This is a genomic window from Providencia sp. CIM-Carb-044, assembly GCF_033901115.1.
Classification (GTDB): Bacteria; Pseudomonadota; Gammaproteobacteria; order Enterobacterales; family Enterobacteriaceae; genus Providencia; species Providencia hangzhouensis.
Window position 1 is genome coordinate 101748 of record NZ_JAXADV010000008.1, and the last position, 21304, is coordinate 123051.

At 44.5% G+C, this 21304-nt stretch carries 18 protein-coding genes and 1 pseudogene; 3 read left to right on the forward strand and 16 right to left on the reverse strand.

The genetic code is table 11. The features are described 5' to 3' along the window. Nucleotides 1-10: 10 nt before the first annotated feature. The 9 genes and pseudogenes from SJ312_RS15965 to SJ312_RS16005 all read right to left on the reverse strand — a co-directional run bounded on the left by SJ312_RS15965 (nucleotide 11) and on the right by SJ312_RS16005 (nucleotide 11085). Nucleotides 11-559 carry a MarR family winged helix-turn-helix transcriptional regulator gene (locus SJ312_RS15965; RefSeq protein WP_153673213.1) on the reverse strand — a complete coding sequence of 183 codons (549 nt, stop codon included), beginning with the start codon at nucleotides 557-559 and terminating at the stop codon, nucleotides 11-13. Between the two features lie 79 nt (nucleotides 560-638). After that, nucleotides 639-1394, reverse strand: a pseudogene (locus tag SJ312_RS15970) (Asp/Glu racemase). Further along, nucleotides 1391-2422, reverse strand: a complete 1032-nt coding sequence (locus SJ312_RS15975; RefSeq protein WP_319868076.1) for a carbon-nitrogen hydrolase family protein — start codon at nucleotides 2420-2422, stop codon at nucleotides 1391-1393. Before SJ312_RS15975 ends, SJ312_RS15970 begins: the two are co-directional and overlap by 4 nt. A gap of 9 nt (nucleotides 2423-2431) precedes the next feature. Further along, nucleotides 2432-3343 carry a fumarylacetoacetate hydrolase family protein gene (locus tag SJ312_RS15980; protein ID WP_110592499.1) on the reverse strand — a complete coding sequence of 304 codons (912 nt, stop codon included), beginning with the start codon at nucleotides 3341-3343 and terminating at the stop codon, nucleotides 2432-2434. A 100-nt stretch (nucleotides 3344-3443) separates the two neighbouring features. After that, complete coding sequence (locus SJ312_RS15985; RefSeq protein ID WP_110592500.1) at nucleotides 3444-4571, reverse strand: cupin domain-containing protein; 1128 nt, start codon at nucleotides 4569-4571, stop codon at nucleotides 3444-3446. Between the two features lie 29 nt (nucleotides 4572-4600). After that, nucleotides 4601-6898 carry a bifunctional salicylyl-CoA 5-hydroxylase/oxidoreductase gene (locus SJ312_RS15990; protein ID WP_153673214.1) on the reverse strand — a complete coding sequence of 766 codons (2298 nt, stop codon included), beginning with the start codon at nucleotides 6896-6898 and terminating at the stop codon, nucleotides 4601-4603. 16 nt (nucleotides 6899-6914) lie between these two features. Further along, on the reverse strand, nucleotides 6915-7337 hold the full coding sequence (locus SJ312_RS15995; protein WP_102139150.1) for an acyl-CoA thioesterase: 423 nt from the start codon (nucleotides 7335-7337) through the stop codon (nucleotides 6915-6917). A gap of 10 nt (nucleotides 7338-7347) precedes the next feature. After that, on the reverse strand, nucleotides 7348-8877 hold the full coding sequence (locus SJ312_RS16000; protein WP_272574929.1) for an indolepyruvate oxidoreductase subunit beta family protein: 1530 nt from the start codon (nucleotides 8875-8877) through the stop codon (nucleotides 7348-7350). A gap of 9 nt (nucleotides 8878-8886) precedes the next feature. Continuing rightward, nucleotides 8887-11085: an indolepyruvate ferredoxin oxidoreductase subunit alpha gene (locus SJ312_RS16005; protein WP_094961459.1), complete on the reverse strand. Its 2199-nt coding sequence runs from the start codon at nucleotides 11083-11085 to the stop codon at nucleotides 8887-8889. A gap of 744 nt (nucleotides 11086-11829) precedes the next feature. On the opposite strand from SJ312_RS16005, the gene SJ312_RS16010 reads away from it, so the two are divergent. Then, on the forward strand, nucleotides 11830-12837 hold the full coding sequence (locus tag SJ312_RS16010) for an AraC family transcriptional regulator (protein WP_036958341.1): 1008 nt from the start codon (nucleotides 11830-11832) through the stop codon (nucleotides 12835-12837). A gap of 80 nt (nucleotides 12838-12917) precedes the next feature. Here SJ312_RS16010 and SJ312_RS16015 read toward each other — a convergent pair whose 3' ends face one another. The 7 genes from SJ312_RS16015 to soxR all read right to left on the reverse strand — a co-directional run bounded on the left by SJ312_RS16015 (nucleotide 12918) and on the right by soxR (nucleotide 19644). Continuing rightward, a complete protein-coding gene (locus SJ312_RS16015) occupies nucleotides 12918-13811 on the reverse strand; it encodes a transporter (protein ID WP_319868077.1) in 894 nt (297 codons plus the stop codon). 73 nt (nucleotides 13812-13884) lie between these two features. After that, nucleotides 13885-15498 (reverse strand): NAD(P)/FAD-dependent oxidoreductase, encoded by a 1614-nt coding sequence (locus SJ312_RS16020; protein ID WP_319868078.1) that lies wholly within the window; start codon nucleotides 15496-15498, stop codon nucleotides 13885-13887. Nucleotides 15499-15501: 3 nt separating this feature from the next. Next, nucleotides 15502-16284 (reverse strand): cyclase family protein, encoded by a 783-nt coding sequence (locus SJ312_RS16025; RefSeq protein ID WP_153673215.1) that lies wholly within the window; start codon nucleotides 16282-16284, stop codon nucleotides 15502-15504. 13 nt (nucleotides 16285-16297) lie between these two features. Further along, on the reverse strand, nucleotides 16298-16834 hold the full coding sequence (locus SJ312_RS16030) for a flavin reductase family protein (protein WP_226617123.1): 537 nt from the start codon (nucleotides 16832-16834) through the stop codon (nucleotides 16298-16300). A gap of 14 nt (nucleotides 16835-16848) precedes the next feature. After that, the gene (locus tag SJ312_RS16035; RefSeq protein ID WP_153673216.1) at nucleotides 16849-18093 is read right to left on the reverse strand and encodes a styrene monooxygenase/indole monooxygenase family protein; all 1245 of its coding nucleotides are present in this window, start codon (nucleotides 18091-18093) and stop codon (nucleotides 16849-16851) included. Nucleotides 18094-18128: 35 nt separating this feature from the next. After that, nucleotides 18129-18914, reverse strand: coding sequence for an SDR family oxidoreductase (locus tag SJ312_RS16040; RefSeq protein ID WP_004261123.1), 786 nt, complete (start codon nucleotides 18912-18914; stop codon nucleotides 18129-18131). Nucleotides 18915-19146: 232 nt separating this feature from the next. Continuing rightward, complete coding sequence (gene soxR, locus SJ312_RS16045; protein ID WP_004261125.1) at nucleotides 19147-19644, reverse strand: redox-sensitive transcriptional activator SoxR; 498 nt, start codon at nucleotides 19642-19644, stop codon at nucleotides 19147-19149. Between the two features lie 99 nt (nucleotides 19645-19743). Between soxR and SJ312_RS16050 the strand changes: the two genes are divergently transcribed. Continuing rightward, nucleotides 19744-20172, forward strand: coding sequence for a DoxX family protein (locus SJ312_RS16050; RefSeq protein ID WP_004261127.1), 429 nt, complete (start codon nucleotides 19744-19746; stop codon nucleotides 20170-20172). 12 nt (nucleotides 20173-20184) lie between these two features. Continuing rightward, entirely contained in the window at nucleotides 20185-21294 is a 1110-nt protein-coding gene (locus SJ312_RS16055; protein WP_319868079.1) for an efflux RND transporter periplasmic adaptor subunit, read from the forward strand. Nucleotides 21295-21304: the final 10 nt, after the last annotated feature.

Sequence of the window (21304 nt, forward strand, 5' to 3'; positions counted from 1 at the left end):
CATTAATCGACTATTTTGTTGTTTCTTTAGATAAATTTAGGCTACTTGATTTTTTTCTTTTTAGATTTTTTTCATTATTTTTATCGGAAGTGCTTTTATCTGCAGTATTGGTGTTTTCTATACTATGCCGCTCAATTAATTCTTGTAGCACTTGCTTAAGAATCTTACTTTTACGTAGCCCCAAGGGAGCTAAAACAACTTCTTCGTGTTGCTGAGCTGCAATAAGTAAACCATCAACTAGTGACATTCCACTTGATGTCACACTGACAAGTGTTATGCGCTTATCACTACCATTATGGTTACTGTGGCGAACCACGTGCCCTTGCTGTTCTAGCCGTTGTAGTACGCGAGTAATTGTCGGTTGTTTACTGACTGTTTTTTGTGAGAGCTCTGTAATCCCCATCGAGCCATTACCTGCTAGTGTGGATAACACTCTCCACTCTAATATTGACAAACCTTTTTCTTCAACAATGGCATGAAACTCAGATGAAACCAACATCCAAGCCTGCCCCAATAGGGCAGGCAAATAATTATCAACAAAAACCTTTGAGTTTGCCATTCGCTCCCCTTGATAACATCTTGAATTATTGCATTTGATTACAACCCCTCAAGAGTAGCAGAAGTCGGCGATAATTCAGCTAAAACTTTCCACTTAGCAATGAACCAAACCCATCAACACGAGTTTCTAAACCCAACTTTTTTAACATCATATAGGTCGTCGCCACCGAAGAAGACAGTACAGGTAAACCAACTCAGTCTTCAATTAATTGTATTGAGGGTAGCGAAGGCATTTGCACACATGCAGAAGCCACAATTGCATCTACTTGGGTATTGAGTTTTTTCGTAATTTCCACTGGTGCTAATGGGTTTTGCCGGCCCACATCTAAATTATCTGGAATTTCCAATGAAATACTATCTACCACTTCAATGCCTTCACTTTCGATATAATCAATCACTAACTGCGTCAACGGCTTCATATAAGGCGTTAAAATAGACACTTTTTTAGCGCCCATTACATGTAAGCCGTCAACTAATGCCCCAGCGCTAGTCACTACAGGTGCTGGATGGCCGTTATCTACCGTACGTTGAAACAAACGTTTTTCTGAAATGCGATGATAACCTTTCCCCATGCTCATAATCGCAACTAAACAGGCATATCCCAGCACATCAACCGCAGCATCTGACAATTCAATAGCGCAGCGGTCACTATCGGAGTCCATTTTTGCCAGCTCCTCTTTGGTAACTTTTTGCATACGCATACGGCTTGAATGAAAGGTAAAGCGCTCCGCAAACAGAGCTTCTCTTGCCCGTAATATAGCCGGAATTTCTGTTTCCATCGTGGTATTTGATGACGGGACAATCTGCCCAATACGATATGTACGTGCTAAACTCATATCTCCCTCTCCCCAAATGACTCACCTGATTCTGGAAATACATTTAAAGCTTCATCTTCTTGCCCATTACCGTGAAAACGTGCTGCCGTTAATGGCCGGCGGTTCACCTGTAAATCAAAGATATCAAAACGGTTATAATGCCCTGTAATATCATGCATTTGTCGTGGTTGAATACAGCGATTTAAATCAATTTCACCGTAAACAATCCCTTCTTTGTCAACCAATGGTTCGCCTACAACTCGTCCATCAGGCCCGATAATTCCTGAGAAAGCGCTATTTGGCCGAGCCAGTAACTCACGTGCTTCTGGGTGAGTTGCAGACATTGCATCCATAATCTCTTCTGACACTGTCGAACAGGAAACAATCGTAAAAACTTTGCCTTCGAAACAGTGGGCAGATGCGCGTAAACGAATCGCTTCGGCCATGTCATAGTCTTTTGGTGCAACGGGTAAGGCGATATAGCTCGCAATATGGACTAACTCGCCTTGCGCCAATAGAGCAAAACGCGCCAATGTATTGGTGTTTTCCCCACAGGCCAATGCCCCAAGAGGCCCAATACTGGTTTGATGAACTTTTAGTGAAGAGGCATCTCCATTTGCCCACGTCAGTTTTTCTGCCCATGTTGGGACTAATTTACGATGGCGCCCCAGAATTCTTCCTTCATCAGAAATCGTCACTAATGTATTATATAACGTAGCGATTCCATTAGGGTTCCGCTCATTCACACCAATTACAACATTGATGTGGTGGCATGCGGCAGCTTGAGCAATTTTTTGTATTTCAGGCCCTGGGACTTCAATGGCAGATTTGCACAGTTTTTCAAACCATGGACTGCCATCTATCGGGTTCATCACCCAACTCCAATAAGGGTAACCAGAAATAAAAACCTCTGGAAATGCAACCAATTTCGCTCCGTTATCCGCCGCCTCTTCAATTAAACGACAAACTTTATCTACCGTAGCATTGGTATCGAGAAACACCGGAGCGGCTTGTACCGCAGCGGCTTTAAACGTCTGCAAATTAAGCATACTTCCCCCTTAAACGGCGACAACTGGATGGCGCAATTCACCAATATTCTCAACATATGCTTCAATCACATCCCCCGGCCAGACCCATTCTTGAGGTGTTCTTCCCGCCCCTACCCCTTCAGGAGTGCCTGTTGCAATAATGTCACCTGGTTCTAATGTGATCCCTTGGCTAATATCTTCAATCAATATATTCACATTAAATAGCATGTGGCGTGTATTTGAGGATTGTTTGGTTACACCATTCACCTTCAAGCTTAAATCTAAGGTATGGGGATCTGGAATCTCATCAGCAGTGACAATGCATGGCCCAAATGGTGCATAGGTATCTTGCCCTTTAGAATAAATCCATTGCCCAGCACGGCGGCAATCACGCGCACTCATATCAATCATCAAGCTGTAGCCAAACACATAATTAAGAGCATCTTTTGCCGCGACACTTTTCGCACGAGTACCAATAATCACCGCCAACTCCACTTCCCAGTCTAATTGTTGGGTAATTTTGGCGTTATGTTCAATGGCATCTCCCGGCCCAATCACTGTGGTTGGGGGCTTAGAAAAGATAACGGGTTGTTTTGGAAGGTCTTTTGAGGTGTCCAATGTACGGCTGGATTCCGCCACGTGTTCAACATAGTTTAAGCCAATACCAAAAATATTTTTACGTGGGCGAGGTATCGGCGCCAAAATTTTCACATTTTGTACAGGCCACGCAGTCCCTGCTGGGAATTGCCCTTGATATGTATTCAGAAGTTCTGTACCAACACGCACACCTTGTGGGCCTAAATCGATAAAGTCCAACATATTATCAGGCAAGTACAGCCCTTGCTCTTGTGCCAGAAGGGCTAAATCCACTACTTGTTGATTAACAACTGCTCCTAAACGGGCTGCCGAGGTCACATCAGAACGATAAGTTATTAAGCGCATTTTCTTTCTCCTTGAATGAGGTGATTACCTCACTCACTTCTTCACGTAAATTGGAATAATAAAATTATTTATATTAATCAATAAGAAACATAATACTCACCTAGGTAACGACTTTCTGGTGACCGTCATTTTCTACTAGAGCCTCTTCATAATAGAGCCCCAAAGAGTGCATTACGGGTAAATCATTAAAGCAAAACAGACAAGCATCTTCGGTTTGTGAGGTATTCACATGTTCATGGAACATCCACGATGGTACACAGAAAATATCACGCTCTTTCCAATCAAAGCGTTGCCCATTGATCACGGAATACCCTTGCCCTTTCGCTACTTGATAAATAAAACTTCCCGTATGGCGATGAGCTTTACCAACAAAGCCCGGACGCAGTAATTGCATACTCGCTCCAATGGTTGGCATCACAGGTCCTCCTGTGAGCGGGTTAGTGTAGTGCATCAAAACATCATCAAATACTGAGCCATCCGCTGCCTTCGCTGCACGGCACAACGCCTCGTAGGTTGGCCCCCATTGGTATTTAAATAATGGTGAATAAGGTTTATCCCAGCCGATATCGTGAGGACGTAATGCGGTTCCTCCCCACATACCAACGGGGTAATCGATAGGTCGTGTTTGTGCTTGATGCAAGTCAGGATGCACTTTGTAAAACCCAGCTTCCATGGCATTGACTAACGGGATATCTAATCCATCTTGCCAGATACAAGGTAAACCATCTTCCGCAACGCCGTGTTCATGCCATGTCCCATTCGGCGTCAGTACAAAGTCGTTGGCTTCTAGCATCATTTTTTGCCCTTCGACAATGGTATATGCCCCACGCCCTTCCATAATAAAACGCAATGCTGAGGATGAGTGGGCATGAGCCGAAGCGGCTTCTCCTGGGTGCATGACTTGTAAACCTGAGTACAGCCAACCTACTGCAGCAGCCACTTCTTGGCGGCCGGGATTATTCAGATAGATTACGCGACGCCCCGCTTTTTCTGGTGTCACCAGTTCAACTGAGCGCAACACATGTTCGCGTAAATCACGGTAGCGCCACAACACAGGAACTGAGCTTGATTTGGGTTGCCACGGTTCAATCTTGTTTGCGACCGTCCATAATGCACCTGTCTTCAACGCATCTAGTTCTTGGTAATACGCCACTAGCTCAGGGGTATCTGCCACATCGGCACGCCCTGCCACATTTTCTCGGTATTGGTCATGGGAGTGTGTACTCATGCTATTTTCCTCTTTGTTTGCCAAAGCCTTTAACGCGACTTCCAGGATTGAACGAGTTGCTGACGCCCATATTCATACGGTGCCGGCCAACGAGTTTCCCACCCATAACGCGCACATTCATGTAAGACCCATGCAGGGTCAGAAAGTAATGGCCGAGATAAAGCACATAAATCCGCCCGCCCAGCGGCAATAATGCTGTTGACTTGGTCAGCATCAGTAATAGCACCTACGGCAATAACCGGTATTCCAGCTTCATTACGAATACGGTCTGCCATTGGTGTTTGGTACATCCGACCATAGACCGGTTGCTGTTGCGGTGACACTTCACCTGAAGAGCAGTCAATCATATCTGCGCCCGCTTGCTTCATTGCACGGCCAATTTCCACCGCGTCATCAACCGTAGTCCCGCCATCCACCCAATCCGTCGATGAAATACGTACACTCAAAGGTTTTGACCACACCTGACGCACAGCACTAATGATGGCTAACGGAAAACGTAAGCGATTTTCTAACGTTCCACCGTAGTTATCTGTACGCTGATTAGTTAATGGAGAAATAAAGCTCGACAGCAAATAACCGTGCCCGGCTTGCAGTTCAAGCCAGTCAAAACCAGCCGTTTCTGCTCGTTTTGCTGCAGCAACAAATTGGTCAATCACCGTAGTCATTTGTGCCTCGGATAGCTCTACCGGAGTTTGTGAGATATTCGGTAAATAAGGCAACGCTGAAGCAGAAACTAACGGCCAGTTATCTGCATCCATTGGGTGATTTTCTTTCTCCCACCCTCGCTGAGTTGAACCACGGCGCCCTGCATGGCCTAATTGAATGCCAATTTTGGCATCCGTTTTTTGATGAATAAAATCAGTCACACGTTGCCAAGCAGTAACTTGCTCGTCATTCCAAATACCGACACAGCCTTTTGTCACACAGGCATCGGGGGCTATAGCCGTCATTTCAGTCATCACTAGACCCACACCACCTAATGCGCGGCTTCCCAGATGTACCAAATGAAAATCATCGGGTATACCCTGATTAGCGCAATACAACAATGTTGGTGACGCGACCACGCGGTTATTAAGAGTGATACCTCGTACATGATAAGGTGTCAGCATAGGGGGCACTTTTGCCTTTGAAGTCACACCTGTTTGTTCCGCAAACCACTGCTCATAGTTTTCCAACCATACAGCATCACGCACGCGCAAATTTTCATGAGATATACGCTGTGAACGCGTTAAGAGAGAGTAGGCAAATTGCTCTGGAGCTAAATTTTCATAACGACAGACATTTTCAAACCATTCTGTCGAATTGCGTGCCGCATTCTGAATTTTCAGAACTTCGACACTGCGAACCTTCTGGTAATGCTCAAGCCCTTTACGTAAATCACCCCCTGAAGTTTTCAAGCTTTCACACAGCTCGATAGCATCTTCTAGTGCTAATTTAGTTCCAGAGCCAATAGAGAAATGGGCGGTATGAGCGGCATCTCCCATCAATACTACGGGAACGTCTTTACCTTGTGTGGGCTGCGTCCAATGCACCCAATTTCCACAAATGACCCGAGGGAAGCGGATCCAAATTGCGGCACCACGTAAATGCGCTGCGTTAGCAATCAGTTTTTCACCATCAAGCCACGGCGCAAATAGTTTTTCACAATAAGCGATGCCATCCTCTTGAGACATTTGGTCAATACCGGCTTTAAGCCAAGTTTCTTCCGTCGTCTCCACAATAAAGGTCGATAACCCTTCTTGAAATTGGTAGGCATGAACTTGAAACCATCCATGCTCATTTTTGGCGAATAAGAAGGTAAAGGCGTCAAAAATCTTCTTTGTACCTAGCCAAACAAAACGGCAACGACGTGGGTCAATATCTGGTTTAAATACGTTTTCATAACGCGTACGCACCGTACTATTAATGCCATCAGAGGCGATAAGCAAATCAGCTTGGTACTCGCGAGCAATAGCTTGGTCATCCGTTACTTGGGTTTCGAATACCAGCTCCACCCCCAATTCCACACAACGGTCTTGTAATATATTGAGTAATTTTTTACGCCCAATGCCGATAAACCCATGACCACCGCTGCGGTTACATACACCTTTAAAGTGCACATCGATATCATCCCAGTGACTAAATTCTGCAGAAATCGTTTTGGCAGAAACTGGGTCCGCTTGGCGCAAATTACTGAGCGTGGCATCAGAAAATACCACTCCCCAGCCAAAAGTGTCATAAGGACGATTACGTTCCACCACCACTACACGGTTCTTTGGGTTCTGTAGTTTCATCAGCAACCCGAAATAAAGCCCTGCGGGACCACCGCCAATACACACAATATTCATGGAACTTCTCCTTTACTTACACTGGTTGCTGAGCGGTTAATGCCTGATACAAGGCGTCTGGAATGGGGATGGCTTGATGCGTTTCTAATGACGTCGTGACATAAGTTTGCGTCACTTGCATGCGCAGTACTCCATCAACACCGACACAGCGTTGATGTAACGTCAGAGACTTGCGACCAATACGCTGTACATGTAGCTCTAACATCACGTTATCCCCCATTTTGCTAATGGCCTTGAACTCCGCTTCTAGGTGTACTGTCGGCAAGCCAAAGCGTTGTTCCATGATGTAACCCGCAAAGCCTTGAGGGACTAATTCATCAACCCAACGTTCAAGTAAATTGTTAAACATCACGAAATACTGGGGGTAAAACACAATCCCTGCGGGGTCACACTCCGAAAAATGAATTTTATGTGGCTTAGTAAATGTCAGTAAACTCATGATGTTATCCTTAATTCATCGCTAAACGTTGACGGCATTTTTCCAATTCTTTCCCATGTTCATCAGCCAATGCGGCTTCACGCAGTTCACGTAAATTAATGGGGGTGAGTTTGTTACCTTGCTGCGCAACGATGTCCATTAAGATTTGAAAATTACGCAACCCTCTCGCATGAGTGTCGCTATACCCCTTAACCACGCGTTGACATTCGGTAATTTCGGTTGCAAGTGCAGGGTTAGCTTTCGCTGCTTTAATTACAGCAGCTAACCACTTTTCAATGCGCTGCGTTTCTAGTTGATAACGTAACGTCGAACGTCGGCCTTTTCGCCATGCGGCTAATAGATACAACTGTAAAAAACCTAATAAAGAACTGGTAGTGATCGTGCGCCCCTTTTCGGTCATTTTGCGAAGCGCTTTGTGTAACCAATGTGGACGCATTAACCAACGACCTAAATTTTTGGGAAGCGTTTCGCAAATTTCTTCAATTCTTGGATGCATAAATTCATTGATCTCCAATAATTGATTATCTTTTGCCTGTACTTCATTGCGAACGCGAGAAAAGCGGCTATCACGAATTTTAAGGTCAGCCACTCGGATGGTGTCTTCATAGGACATCCAAAGGGCTAAGTGGCGCGCAAGCGCACGTTGCAAACGCTCATCTTGCCCGCCATCTTGCGCAAAGAGGTTATTGAGGCGATCCAAATATAAAGTGGCATAGGCAGGGTCTTGGTAGTCTATAAGTCGGCGAGTCCCTTCAGTCACGAGATACTGCACATGAGGAGAGAATTCATGTTGGATACGAGCTAATAGTTGCGATACCTGCTTATTTTTTGGTGAATATACGGTGTTCTTTGTGGACTCCGGCCGATATGCATCTTCGGGTTTAGTCGCTTTTTCTGCCCCTAATGTAAAAGCTCGCAAACTTGGTTTTACGCCAACGCCCCCACGTACAATCGTTTCTTCAAATTGTGCGCGGCTAAATGGTAAAACACCGGAACCAAACAGCGCACCAAATAAAACAGCACTAATCACACTGCCACTTTCTTGTGCTGCTTGTGCCATATCAAAGTGAATAAACTGACGCGCAGATGCCGCAGTGTGGCGAATTAATGCTTGGCTATCGACTCGCCCATCACCCATGGCTGATTTTTCCGCGATAGAGTAAACACGGTGTGTTGAACTGATCAATGTTGTGCGCTCTGGGGTAACAAAGCCGCGCTGTACTGCTCTGCCTGCTTCCATTAATTCAGAGGCCAAAACAACATCAACATCACCGGGCATCGGCATAAGCGCTAATACAGGAGAAGGCGTTTGTGGGTTGTCAGCACCTGGGAATAATTCCACATAATAAATTGTGGCCCCCGTGCGCTGCGCCACGCCAGGCACTGAAGTCGTTTGAGCAAAATAACCGTTTTCTTCACCTAGGTTGACAACCCAGTCGGCAAGTACTCCACCGCCTTCGCCGCCCATGGCTAAAATGGCAATTTTAATCGGCTGTAATACGACTTTTGTTGATGGTAATGCAGTTGATAAAGAATTCATGCATCCCCCTTAGAAACTAAATTGTTCACGACGACGTGCGTCACGACGCTGTAAATAGCCAATAAACCAACCGCGTACACGATGACGCAATTTGTCCCAACCATTAGGGTTAGTAATAATTTGAGCTTTAAAAAAAGAAGGGCACAAGACAGCAGCGTGAGAGACTTCACCACATAGCCCACAACCGACACAGCTATCCATCACTGTTGCAACCGGGTCTGTTCTTAATGGGTCTTGGCTTGGTTTAATTGATAAAGACGGGCAACCAGATAAACGAATACAAGAGTGATCCCCGGTACAGGTATCAGGGTCGACACCAAAACGCTCACGTACCACTCGTTTGCCTGCGGCAACATCACTACGCACTTTTTTCTTTTCGCGGCGTTGTTTGTTCAACATACATTCGCTTTGCGCAATCAGAACCTTGGGCCCTTGCTCATCGGTTGTTAAAGCTTCACGTAACGTATTTGTCATGGTTTTTAAGTCATAGGTGTGTTTAATGGTTTTCACCCAATTAACACCCACCCCTTTCACCGCTTTTTCAATTTCATGACCAGTACTACGGGTTGGATTCAACGCTGTCGAAGAGAGAATATCTTGCCCTCCTGTCGCAGAGGTATAGCTGTTATCAACCACAATAGTTAAGTTATCGCTACGGTTAAAAACACTATTGGCAATACCACTGGTTAAACCGTTATGCCAGAACCCCCCATCTCCCATCACTGAAATCGCGCGTTTCCCAGCCTTTGCATTCAAAGCCGCAGCCCCTGCGCCTCCTAGCCCATAGCCCATGGTGGTATTCCCCAAATTAAAGGGCGGTAGAATAGAAAATAAATGACAGCCGATATCCGCACTCACATGATGTTCGCCTAATTCACGCTCTACCAACTTCATCGCAGTGAAAATAGGCCTTTCGGGGCAACCTGTGCAAAACCCTGGTGGGCGCGCATGGACAGATTCATCTAATGTTGGCTCTGCTGCATTCACGTATTCAGGTAAAGATTCTTCAGATTTTTGAGTGGCAATATTAATCGTTGGAATACGAATCTGTTTTGCAGCCGCTTTGACTTGTGGAGCTATCTTTCCATAGCATTCAAAAAACGAACGTAAACCCGCAAGCACTGTTGCAGTATTATATTCCCCCGCCATTGGCAGCATATCCTTACCATGCAGGGCAATATCAATCTTGCGTTGACGCAAAATATTCGCCACATTTTGCTCAACAAAATTTGGCTGGCCTTCTTCCAAAACTAGAATGGCTTTTTTATGACGACAAAAGCGTTCAAATTCATCGTCAATCAATGGATAAGCCACATTCATCACATATAAAGGAATTTGGCTATTACCAAAAACATCCGCTAGCCCTAGCTGATTTAATGCGCGGATCAACGTGTTGTAACAACCGCCTTGTAGCGCAATTCCAACATCATCCGAGTCTTCTGAAAAAAATTCATTTAACTCATGTTGTTGAATAAATTTAATTGCAGCGGGCCAGCGAGCTTCAATTTTTTCTTTTTCATGTAAGAAACTAGCAGGGGGTAATACTATGCGACTGACGTCTCGAGTTGGGTTCTCAAGCGCATCTTTGACGGTAAATTTAGGGCGCTGATTATCTGCGCAAACAAATTGCCCGTGAACGTGACAAGAACGAATACGCATTTGTAACATAACGGGTGTATTACTGGCTTCAGAGAGCTCAAAACCATCTTTCACGGCTTGAACGATAGACGGTAAATTGGGCCGAGGGTCAAGCAACCACATCTGCGATTTCATCGCAAAAGCATGGCTACGCTCTTGCATAATAGAAGAGCCCTCACCATAGTCTTCACCAACAATAATTAAAGCACCACCTAACACACCACCCGAAGCTAAGTTAGCTAAGGCATCAGATGCGACATTCGTCCCCACTGTTGCTTTAAAAGTCACAGCTCCTCGTAGTGGATAATTAACTGAGGCTGCTAAGGTTGCCGCTGCAGTTGCTTCACTTGCGCTATTTTCAAAGCGAATACCATATTCAGATAAAATATCTTGTGCGTCAGCAAGGACATCCATCAAATGGGAGATAGGAGCACCTTGATATCCCGCAACATAAGATACACCCGACTCTAATAGCGCTTTTGTAACAGCAAGGATCCCTTCACCACTGAAGGTTTCACCTTGCCCTTGCCGTAATTTTTGAACTTCTTGTACAAACGATCGCTCAGCCATTTTAACCTCACCAATCAACATCAGAACGTTTTTATCTTTTTTGTGTTTATTATTTGTATATCTTTTGTTAATAACAGGTCAATCCATGATTAATCATGTAAATTAGATTTATGCAGAGAGTGGATAAGGCTTGCAGATAAGGGACAAATAGTGAGTTAAAACAACTAGAAAATTAGTTTTTCCGCCAAATAGCGTAGAAAAAAAAGATCAATAAAATAAATAAAAAATACTGAATAGCATGTTTAAATAGAAAATAGGCCTCACAAAAGCAAACAAATCAGAAAAAAACATCGCCATAAAATAATTAATTAGAGCATTGCATTAATTAAATAAGAAAAAGATAGGTAAACATAAAATTTAATATGAAAAATCATATATATTTTACTGTTATTGAAATAAAAATAACTTTATTTTTTATATTGTTATCGCTATCACAACAACCGCATAGTTTCTATTTTTTTGCAGTTTTAGGATAGTTTCTGCATGTTTTTATCTAGGTAAGAAAATTTGTTTATGTTATGTTCAACTCATGACTAGTTAAAAAATAGTCAATAAAATGTTAACAAAAAGGAAGGCTTCATTTGACTTAAATGGAAAGCATTCCTCCCTAATATAATAAGTCATTGCAAAATATTATAATAAATTGAATTTACTGAGAAAAACACATAACAAGCAATATTAGTCGGGCCCTATTTTGGTTATTCTATAAAGCAGGGCTGGCAAATCATTTTGGAGGAACCTCCGATGTTGAGCAACTCGTGGTCCCATTCATCTGCATCTCAGATTGAAAATCAGCTCTGTTCTTCAGAGCGTTTATTATTTACCTCAGCTGACCCTGAAGAGATTAAATCGATGGTTGGTCGAGTCATGAAGCCACATCAATTTAACTTACTTAATCCACATCAACGCCTTGATGCTCGTATGCACTATATTCCTATGGGGGATATTTCTCTAAGCCGCTTACGCTATGGTGCCGATGTCTCCATTATTCCAGGGCAACTACAGGACTTTTTTTTGGTTCAAATGCCTCTATCAGGTACAGCAGTCATCGAAAGTGGTGGAAAATGTATTGAATCAACTCCTCAGATGGCCTCACTTCTTAGCCCTGAAGAATCAACAATAATGCGTTGGAATAGCGATAACGATCAATTTATGTTACGTATTTCCCGTTCTTTACTCGAAAGATCCTTAGTAGGCCAACTAGGGCATACTTTAGATAAACCGTTAGTTTTTGAGTTGGGTTTTGCTTGGCAATCTTGCATTGCATGGCGCACTTTAATGAATTACCTGATTGAATGCGCAACTCGCGCGCCCGATCTCTTACAACATAAATTGATCACGACTCAAGTTGAACAATTGGTTTCTGTCACTTTACTTTCTACCCAAGGCCATAATTATATCGAAGACTCAGGCATGCGAAGGTCAACAATTCGTCCTCGTCACGTACGCAGAGTGCAAGAATATTTAGAAGCACACGCCCATGAACCTATCACTGTTGAGCAGCTAGCTCATATTGCAGGCGTCAGCTTACGCAGTTTATATGCTGGTTTTAAAGAGTTCTTAGATATCAGCCCAATGCAGTATTTACGTGATTTACGGATGGAACGAGTTCGAGCAGAGCTCCTTTCAGGGGAAGCAACTAGCGTCACTGGGGTAGCTTTACGTTGGGGATTTGCCCATATGGGTCGCTTTAGTGCAGATTACAAACAACGCTATGGTGAAACTCCAAGTCAGAGTATGAAAAAAGCCTAAATTCCCAATCATCACTTTCTTAGAAATACCCCCCATATTGTTATGTAATGCCAATATGGGGTTTTGATATACAAACGTGTTTAAAAAGGTATCGATGCCTTCAAATAAATTTGGGAACCTTCTGGACGGTTTCTGACTTCAAAATCCTTTTCCCATTTAGCAGTAAATAGCCACCCTTGCGGGTTAGCATAGCGAATTGAAGGCCCAATAGAATAGGCTCGAGCTTTTCCTTGAGCTGAATTTGGTCCGCTATCATCTGTCGTTTGCCAAAATGCATAGCCCCCAATACCTGCCACCCAACCATTGCCGACCCCCCAACCTAGTGCATAATCAGCGTGAAATGCTTGCCCTGAACGTGTTTTCGTATCGTTATTGCGGAAGTTAAAGTCATACATCATCTTCAAATCCGCATTTACACCAACAGGTGGAATATAACTGATTGCCCAAACTGGTTGCAGCGCCCAATAATTCTTACCTAAACTTGATGGGTCTGTTTTGCTGTATTTACCTGTTGGAGCATACGCATCTAGCCCAACCACATAATGCAAATCGGCTGATGGATGAAACCCTAATGCGGGGCCAAATGTAATATCACCGAGGCCGCGGCTGGTATCTTTTTGCCCCGCCGCTTTTGCAGTCACATCCAATAGTGGCACAATCGTATGAAAAGCCAGATCACCACCAAAGACTTTTTGGTCAGTTACCCAAATAAGTCGAGGAGCGAGTACGTTCACATTGACGCTAAACCCCGGAACAGGGATCTTATCGCCTTTGTTATCGCGAACACTGTCATAATGTGCATTTCCACCATACACCAGTACATGTACCCCTTGCGGTGGCAGCGCACCTGACATAAAGTTTTCTAGCCCATCGGGGTATACCCCTAAACCGCCACCTTCGGTGGCAATCGCACCAAACGAAAATATGCTGAGACACGAACCTGCTACAAGCTTACCGATTGTTGTTTTTTTCATCATGTTTCCTGCCATAGTGGGTTGCTTACTGTGTGTGCTTTACCTGTTAAGTCACAAATCCTTTGCTGATTTATTATGTCCTGCGTTTGACTGCTAATTTTTGTGCAACAAGGTAACCTGAACCACCACCTAAACCCGGACCGGGGTGGGTTGAGGCGCCAATATGAAAAAGGTTTTTGACTGCGGTTTGATGCGTTTTCGTCTGGCCAGTCGCAGCAAAAGGCCGCAACCAGAAGAACTGATCAGGTGAACAAGTTCCTGAATAAGGGTCACCACCAACAAGGTTACAATTATAATTTTCTAGGTCGGCGGGAGAAATTGCCTTGCGTCCCACTATCAAATTAGAAAAGCCTGGCATTACCAGCTCTAAACGCTGTTGAATTCGATCTGCAACAGCCTCTCGCACTTGCTCATCCCAACCCCCGTCATCCGGTACTGAAATTTCACCAGCAGAGTCCCCCTTTAACACTCGAGGCAACTCTTGCATTTGGATCCATAAAATCCACCCTCCTTCTGGGGCTCGACTGGGATCGAGCGCGGTAGGTTGGCCAATACCAAATGTCGGTTTATCTGGTAAATAACCATTATTTGCCTGTGTCACCGATAAACACACTTGCTCCATGCTTTCAGTGAAATGAACCAGTGGTACATTTAACAGTTCAGGATTACACCAAGGGGGAGGGGCGCTTAAAGCAAAATGAATTTGCATACCCGCACGCCCATAACGGTAACCTCTCGCTTTTTCCCTCACTTGCAGTGAAGTATTTTCGAGTAATGACCCATACAGCTGCGTTGGGGTAACGTTACAAACTACGCTTTCAGACGCAGCAATGATTTGCCCATTCGCCATCACTCCTGTTGCTCGTTGGTTTCTCCCCTCACCTGTAGTGATGATTTTTTCAACATTCATACCCGTTTTTAGCTGGCCACCATGCGCTTCAATAACCTTCGCAAAAGCCTCCACGATACGAGCACTGCCACCTTTCACCACTGGCATACCGCCAGCCACCACCGCCGCAAAGGTTAATTTCCCAATTAATGCAGAACTGGCTTCATCCGGCCCAAGTCCGGTATGTAATACCCATGGCGCCATCAAAGCTCGGCTAAAGTCGTGCTGTAATTCACGTTCTGACCAACGGCGAAAGCTTTCTATTCCTGCTTTTGCAAAATCAAGCAAGCCATCGACTCCACGTTTTCGCCATTCTGAAAATAATAATTTCAGCATATTGGCGCTATATGGGTTTTGCCCTAATAGGCCAAATGTAAGCGCTGCATCTTGCGTAAATAGCTGTTCCGCCATCTTACGAAATGCAAGGCCATCCCCCGGAGCCAACTGGTCGAGTTGCTTAGCCGCTTCAGAAATATCCCGTTTTAACGCAATCGATTGACCATCCGGTTGCACTAACCCCGTTGAATAATCACATTGAGCAAATTCTAATCCATACTGCTTTAAATAGGGTTCGAGCTCTTGGTACCCAGGGCTACCAACAAATAAGGAGTACCAGCAAGAAAGTAAATCATGGGTATAGCCCTCAAACAAATTCTCAGTGCGGATACAGCCCCCTAAGCGGTCATTTCGCTCAAGAACGAGGACTGATTTTCCACGTACTGCCAACAAGGCTGCACACATCAAGGAATTCATTCCACTGCCCACGACTATCACTTGAGGAGTTGAGCTTACTGTCATACCTCACCCCACAAGTGCGAGTACACGTAATGGGCTGCCAGAGCCACCTTCAATTTTAAGTGGCGCAGCAACAATCACGACACCTGTCGCAGGCAGTTTGTCGAGGTTCGTCAAACATTGTAGGCCATATTTATTGTGACCATGCATTAAAGTATGGCAAGGGTAAGGTACTGGCCAACTGTATGATTGCCCTGCATCCGTATTGATGGTTTCAACGCCAAATCCTTTGACATCACGCTGATGAATAAGCCATTCCACCGCTTCTTGCGATGGTCCGGGCGTGTGTGCACCATCTTCACGCATACTTACATAGGCAACCGGGTCATTCGCCTTTTTCGACCAATCCGTTCTGAAAAGTACCCAAGCTGCTTTAGGAATTGTGCCGTGCTTTTCTTCCCATTTTTGCAAAAACTCTACAGTTAACACCCAATCAGGGTTTTGAGCCACTTCCGCACTGGCATCTACCACAACGGCTGGCGCTACAAAGTTTTCCACTGGAATAGTATCAACGGTGTTATTGATTTGGTCTTTGCCACTGATCCAGTGAATTGGTGCATCAAAATGCGTGCCGGTATGTTCTCCGCAACTAAAATTATTCCAATACCATGCAGGGCCGTTATCGTCGTAGCAAGAAATTTGTTCCATGCTAAATGACCAAACTTGCCCAAATTGTTCAGGTAATTGCAGTGCCGGAAATGAAGGCGATAAGGTTTGTGTCAGGTCGATAACTTGGATGTTCCCTTGCTGCAATTGTGTCGCGAATGTCATTAAAATTTGCTGGTTCATAGTCACTCCCTCCTTAAGGCGCTTCATGTAATGCAGTAAAACTACCGCCATGGAACACTAACGGTTTACCCGCTTCACTACCTATACGGCGAACATGCCCCACCATTAATAAGTGGTCACCAATCGTGTCTTGCTTATGGTTTTCGCACACCAATGTGGCAATAGCACCATGCAATGCAGGAACGCCTTCTGGTGTTAGGTGGGTAGCCACATCTGCAAATTTATTTTCGATACGTGGGTTCGCAAAACGCATCGCTAGTTCTTGGTGTCCGTGGCCTAATATATTGATAGTAAAATGAGTACAATCACGAAATACCGCTAGGTTTGGTGAATGATTCACTAAGCTCCATAGCACTAATGGTGGGTCAAGTGATAACGACGCAAATGAGTTGATAGTTAACCCAACATCACGGCCATCTGCAGTTCGGGTGGTAACAATAGCCACGCCTGTTGGGTAACATCCCAACAGATTACGCAATATCTTTGATTCAAATTCGGTATCGCCCCATTCCCTATCACACATGAGTGTATCCTCTGCAATCATAGACATACTGATATCTCCCATTAAGCTCGAGCTTCTTCCATCATTTGCGATTGAATATACGCCTCACAAGCAGCCTCATCTTTCCACCAAGGGAATAATACGGGCGGGTAATTAAAGGCATTCGCGATGGTGTGTGCGAGGGATGGCAGCTGCTGGGCTGCACCCAATAGGTGTAAAATATGCGGCTCAGGTGGGGCGAGTAAGGAATTGGTCCATTCCACAACATGACGACCATACTTCCAGAACTGCTCAAATGTGTCATTCATCCACTTTGCAGTGTAAGGTTTGTCACCATGGGCTAAAATAGCGTCATAATAGACTTTACAAGCCTTGGTAGCGTTATTCGAACCTTGACCCGTTAGTGGGTCATTGGTGACTAACGCATCTCCTAAACCAAACACAATGTTACCTGATGGTAAAGTTAACACCGGTTTTCTCACTGTTGGTGCAAATCTTCCGGCTAAGATGCCATTATCATCAGTTAACTCAACATTATGACAACGTTCTGCTTCCCAAGGTAAATAGGTATTGAGTATTTTTTTACTGTATGCCAAGTGTTCCTGTGGAGTACGAGCTTCATTCCACTGATCCATAGGCCCACCGGGGATCCCTTCAAACACCATAATGTGGCAATCACCACTATTCGTCAGTGATGGGAACACAAAATACTCACCAACACCGGGTATTAAGTTGAAAGAAACTTGTGAATACTCTGGCGTTGGTAACATGCCATGCACATAAGTCAGTGCCAAGGCCCGTTGTGGTTTGTCATAAGGTGAGCGGGAGGCATCGCGCTCAAGCAGTTTAACAATTTCCCCTTTTCCACCCGCTAATACGACTAAATCGTGTGTTTGCGCTAAGCGTTCCAGTTCTGCAATACCAACATCTCCAATGCGTAAATTACCGCCACGCGCTGCAAATAACTCCATCCAGTAAGGCATTTTGATACGTTGGTCGACAGCTTGGGCATAATTATCGAGACGTGAACGCCAAGAAATGACTTTTTCCCCCGCTTTTTCGGGATGAGGAACCGTAAAACCAATTCCTTCAACCGGCGGACACTGTTCTTCCCAAAAATTAATACCTAAATCGCGTTCAAATTGCAGTGAAATATCGAACATGCACTGGCTCGACATCACTCGGCCATTTTTAACGTCATCTGGAGTGCGGTTTGTTGCAACAGTGACTTCATAACCTTTATTGAGTAGACCCAAAGCTAATGGCATACCCGCTTGACCACCACCGACGATAGCAATACGGCGCATAGTATTTTCCTCTACAAAATAGTTAAAATGGTGTCTTATTCAGCAAGACGGGGAATTGCCGGTTTAGCCTGTTCAGGCCCCATAGCGGAGTAACCGCCATCGACAGCGTAATCCGCACCTGTAACAAAGCTGGCCAAATCAGAAAGTAGGAACGCGACAACTTGAGCGACTTCTTCTGGATCACCAACGCGCTTTAATAAGTGGTAATCAGCAGCAACACGGTCTGTTTTTTGGCGGTCTCCCCCTGTGATTTCATCCATAACTCGGGACCAAGTCCACCCGGGGGAAACGGAATTTACACGAATTCCTTCAGCCGCATAATCCATTGCTTGGCTGCGAGTTACCTCTAACATGGTGGCTTTAGATGCAGGGTAGAGCCAACGACCCGTTTGGGCGACAGAAGAAGAAATACTGGTAAAATTGACGATGGCACCTTTACCCGATTTTGCGAAATGTACTTTTGCAAGCTGCGCAGCCATCACTGCACTCACCACATTAATATTCAACGCAGTGAGCCAATCCTGCCTTGTAGATAACTGGCCTTCATCAAGATAAGTGGCGGCCAGATTAACTAAAAAATCGAGTTGCCCATATTTTTGCGCAACACGGTCAATACCTTGTTTAAGTTGTTGGTCGTCAGTGATATCGACAGGAAGAAAATCAATATTGGGCTCACTTTGAGCTACCTTTTCACCATTCAAGGTATCAATGTCAAAAATCGTGACTTTAACGCCGTAATCACTTAATACCTTCGCAACGGTTGCACCAATTTTGGTCGCTCCCCCAGTCACAATGGCAATCTTATTATTCAAGCCTTTCATCTTTGTCACCCTCTTTTTCTCTCATTTAGTTACAAGGAGTTCACAAAAAATTAACATAACGAATAGTTACGCAAATATGCTGGAAAGGGGTAGCCGATGGGCGCAAAAAATATCCATTATGTGCGGTAATTTAAATAGTAAGGTGATGATATAAATCGTTAAATAGCCACTTTCAGCAGTGGCTATCCAAATAATGAAAAGTATGATTAATCGCAGAAATTAATAAAATAACTTATGGACGTTCTAAAATACGGGCACCAGGGCCTTTCCTACCAAGTACATCATCAGGATTACGCAGCGGACAGTCACTGAGTGATAAGCAACCACAACCAATACAGTTATCCAACTCATTACGTAAACGTGTCAGTTGCCGAATACGCTTATCTAAAGATTTACGCCATTGCGTCGACATCTCCTTCCATTGCTCCGAAGTTAGCGCGCTATTTGCAGGAAAACGCCCCAATGCCTCTTGAATTTCATGTAGTGGGATCCCCGTACTTTGTGCAACCTTAATAATGGCGATGTAACGAAGTACAACAGAGTGAAATCGTCGCTGATTCCCTTGAGTTCGTGTACTTTGAATTAGCCCCTTTGATTCATAAAAATGGACTGTAGAAACAGGCACTCCCGAGCGTTTTGCCACTTCGCCCACCGTTAATGCCCGAGTAAAATCAATTTTTTTCCCCTCGTTCTTCTGAGGTTTTATCGTTTTTGTGTCTTTGTCCGCCATTTTAGCTCACCTTTGCTTGACCTCAACTTAACTTAAGGTTTTATAGTGCCACCCTGCTAGTTTGTCAATTGAGGTTATTTTTTAAAAGGGGATAGGTTTATGCCATCGGTGATTACCAAAATGTTAGAAAGCAATAGCTTATGGGTTATTGCTCGCTTACTAGTCTTGGTCTTATTTATTTCATCTGGTTTAGCCAAAGTTTTTGATTATGAAAATAGTCTGGCCGAAATGCGTGCCGCAGGTCTTCACCCAGATTGGTTTTTCAATATTGCTTCTGCTGCTGTCATGTTAATTGGCTCTGTTCTTGTGCTATTTAACCGTCTTTTATGGCTTGGAACTGGCGCGTTAGCCGTGTTTTTGTTCCTCACTATTGTGGTTGTCCACACCTTTTGGAGCTACACGGGAGAACAAGCTCAAATCGCCATGTTTTGGGCAATTGAACATATCGCTGTTATTGGGGGCTTAATCGCTATCGCCATTGCAGGGCATTTTCGAGGTCTTTATTTCGCGTTAAAGACGCAGAAATAGAAGGAAAATTTAATGAATAAAAAAACAATAATGACACTTTGTTCCGTTTTGATCGCTGTTGGGGCGGGTAGCGCGATTTATTCGACCTATGCGCAAAATGAAGAAGACGAACAAGCAGCATACCAATATCCACCCGTAAAAGTGGCATTGGCACCTGTTAGCTTAGATACCGCGCCTCGTACTTTTTACGGTGTAGGTGAGTTAGAAGCTGACAGCCAAGTCTTAGTCGCGGCAGAAACCAATGGCCGTATAACAAAAATTGCATTTGAATCTGGCCAGCAAGTCAAAAAAGGCCAATTATTAGTGCAACTCAATGATGCCGTTGAACAAGCTGATTTATCACGTTACCAAGCACAGTTGCGCAATGCGGCTCGCTTATATGAAAGAACACGTTCATTATCTGCGCAACATTTAGTGGCAGAGGCTCAAGTGGACAGTACACGTGCTGAACGTGATATTGCCCAAGGCCTGATCCGCCAAACCCAAGCATTGATTGCGCAAAAGACAATCCGAGCTCCATTCGACGGTACGATAGGTATTCGCCAAGTCCATGAAGGACAGTATTTAAACCCAGGGGAAGCCATTGCCAGCCTGGTGGATACCAAAACCTTAAAGCTCAACTTTTCCTTAGATGAACAGGCCTCACCGGAACTGCATCAAGGCCAAATTGTTGATATTACAGTTGATGCTTATCCCAATAAAACTTTTCCAGCCCGTATTACGGCCATTGACCCACTCATTGGTAAATCACGTACTATCGCCCTGCAAGCCACATTAGAAAATAGCGATGGCACATTAAAAGCTGGGATGTACGCCAATGTGAATGTGGTACGCCAAGCCAGTAATGAAGTCATTACAATCCCAGAAACCGCTGTTACGTATACCGCCTATGGCGATACCGTATTTATTACGCAAGGTGAAGGGGATGCGATGACCGTCAAGCGGGTGTCCGTAAAAACGGGGCAACGTTGGGATGGCAAAATTGAAATAGAACACGGCTTAAGTGCTAACGATAAAGTCGTCACTTCTGGGCAATTACGCTTAAACGACGGCTCTGCTGTCACCCCTGTTGCCCAAGATACATTGTCTGAACCTGTCACTAATACGGCTCAAGGTTCATAAGGAAGGCGTA

Bases quoted from the DNA above. Each gene is read 5' to 3' on its own strand.
- SJ312_RS16040 (WP_004261123.1), bottom strand. From the start codon at position 18,914: ATGAAAGGCTTGAATAATAAGATTGCCATTGTGACTGGGGGAGCGACC.
- soxR (WP_004261125.1), bottom strand. From the start codon at position 19,644: ATGGCGGACAAAGACACAAAAACGATAAAACCTCAGAAGAACGAGGGG.
- SJ312_RS15995 (WP_102139150.1), bottom strand. From the start codon at position 7,337: ATGAGTTTACTGACATTTACTAAGCCACATAAAATTCATTTTTCGGAG.
- SJ312_RS16010 (WP_036958341.1), top strand. From the start codon at position 11,830: ATGTTGAGCAACTCGTGGTCCCATTCATCTGCATCTCAGATTGAAAAT.
- SJ312_RS15980 (WP_110592499.1), bottom strand. From the start codon at position 3,343: ATGCGCTTAATAACTTATCGTTCTGATGTGACCTCGGCAGCCCGTTTA.
- SJ312_RS16020 (WP_319868078.1), bottom strand. From the start codon at position 15,498: ATGACAGTAAGCTCAACTCCTCAAGTGATAGTCGTGGGCAGTGGAATG.
- SJ312_RS16055 (WP_319868079.1), top strand. From the start codon at position 20,185: ATGAATAAAAAAACAATAATGACACTTTGTTCCGTTTTGATCGCTGTT.
- SJ312_RS15965 (WP_153673213.1), bottom strand. From the start codon at position 559: ATGGCAAACTCAAAGGTTTTTGTTGATAATTATTTGCCTGCCCTATTG.
- SJ312_RS16035 (WP_153673216.1), bottom strand. From the start codon at position 18,093: ATGCGCCGTATTGCTATCGTCGGTGGTGGTCAAGCGGGTATGCCATTA.
- SJ312_RS16005 (WP_094961459.1), bottom strand. From the start codon at position 11,085: ATGGCTGAGCGATCGTTTGTACAAGAAGTTCAAAAATTACGGCAAGGG.
- SJ312_RS15975 (WP_319868076.1), bottom strand. From the start codon at position 2,422: ATGCTTAATTTGCAGACGTTTAAAGCCGCTGCGGTACAAGCCGCTCCG.
- SJ312_RS16025 (WP_153673215.1), bottom strand. From the start codon at position 16,284: ATGAACCAGCAAATTTTAATGACATTCGCGACACAATTGCAGCAAGGG.
- SJ312_RS16000 (WP_272574929.1), bottom strand. From the start codon at position 8,877: ATGAATTCTTTATCAACTGCATTACCATCAACAAAAGTCGTATTACAG.
- SJ312_RS16030 (WP_226617123.1), bottom strand. From the start codon at position 16,834: ATGTCTATGATTGCAGAGGATACACTCATGTGTGATAGGGAATGGGGC.
- SJ312_RS16015 (WP_319868077.1), bottom strand. From the start codon at position 13,811: ATGAAAAAAACAACAATCGGTAAGCTTGTAGCAGGTTCGTGTCTCAGC.
- SJ312_RS16050 (WP_004261127.1), top strand. From the start codon at position 19,744: ATGCCATCGGTGATTACCAAAATGTTAGAAAGCAATAGCTTATGGGTT.
- SJ312_RS15990 (WP_153673214.1), bottom strand. From the start codon at position 6,898: ATGAATATTGTGTGTATTGGCGGTGGTCCCGCAGGGCTTTATTTCGGG.
- SJ312_RS15985 (WP_110592500.1), bottom strand. From the start codon at position 4,571: ATGAGTACACACTCCCATGACCAATACCGAGAAAATGTGGCAGGGCGT.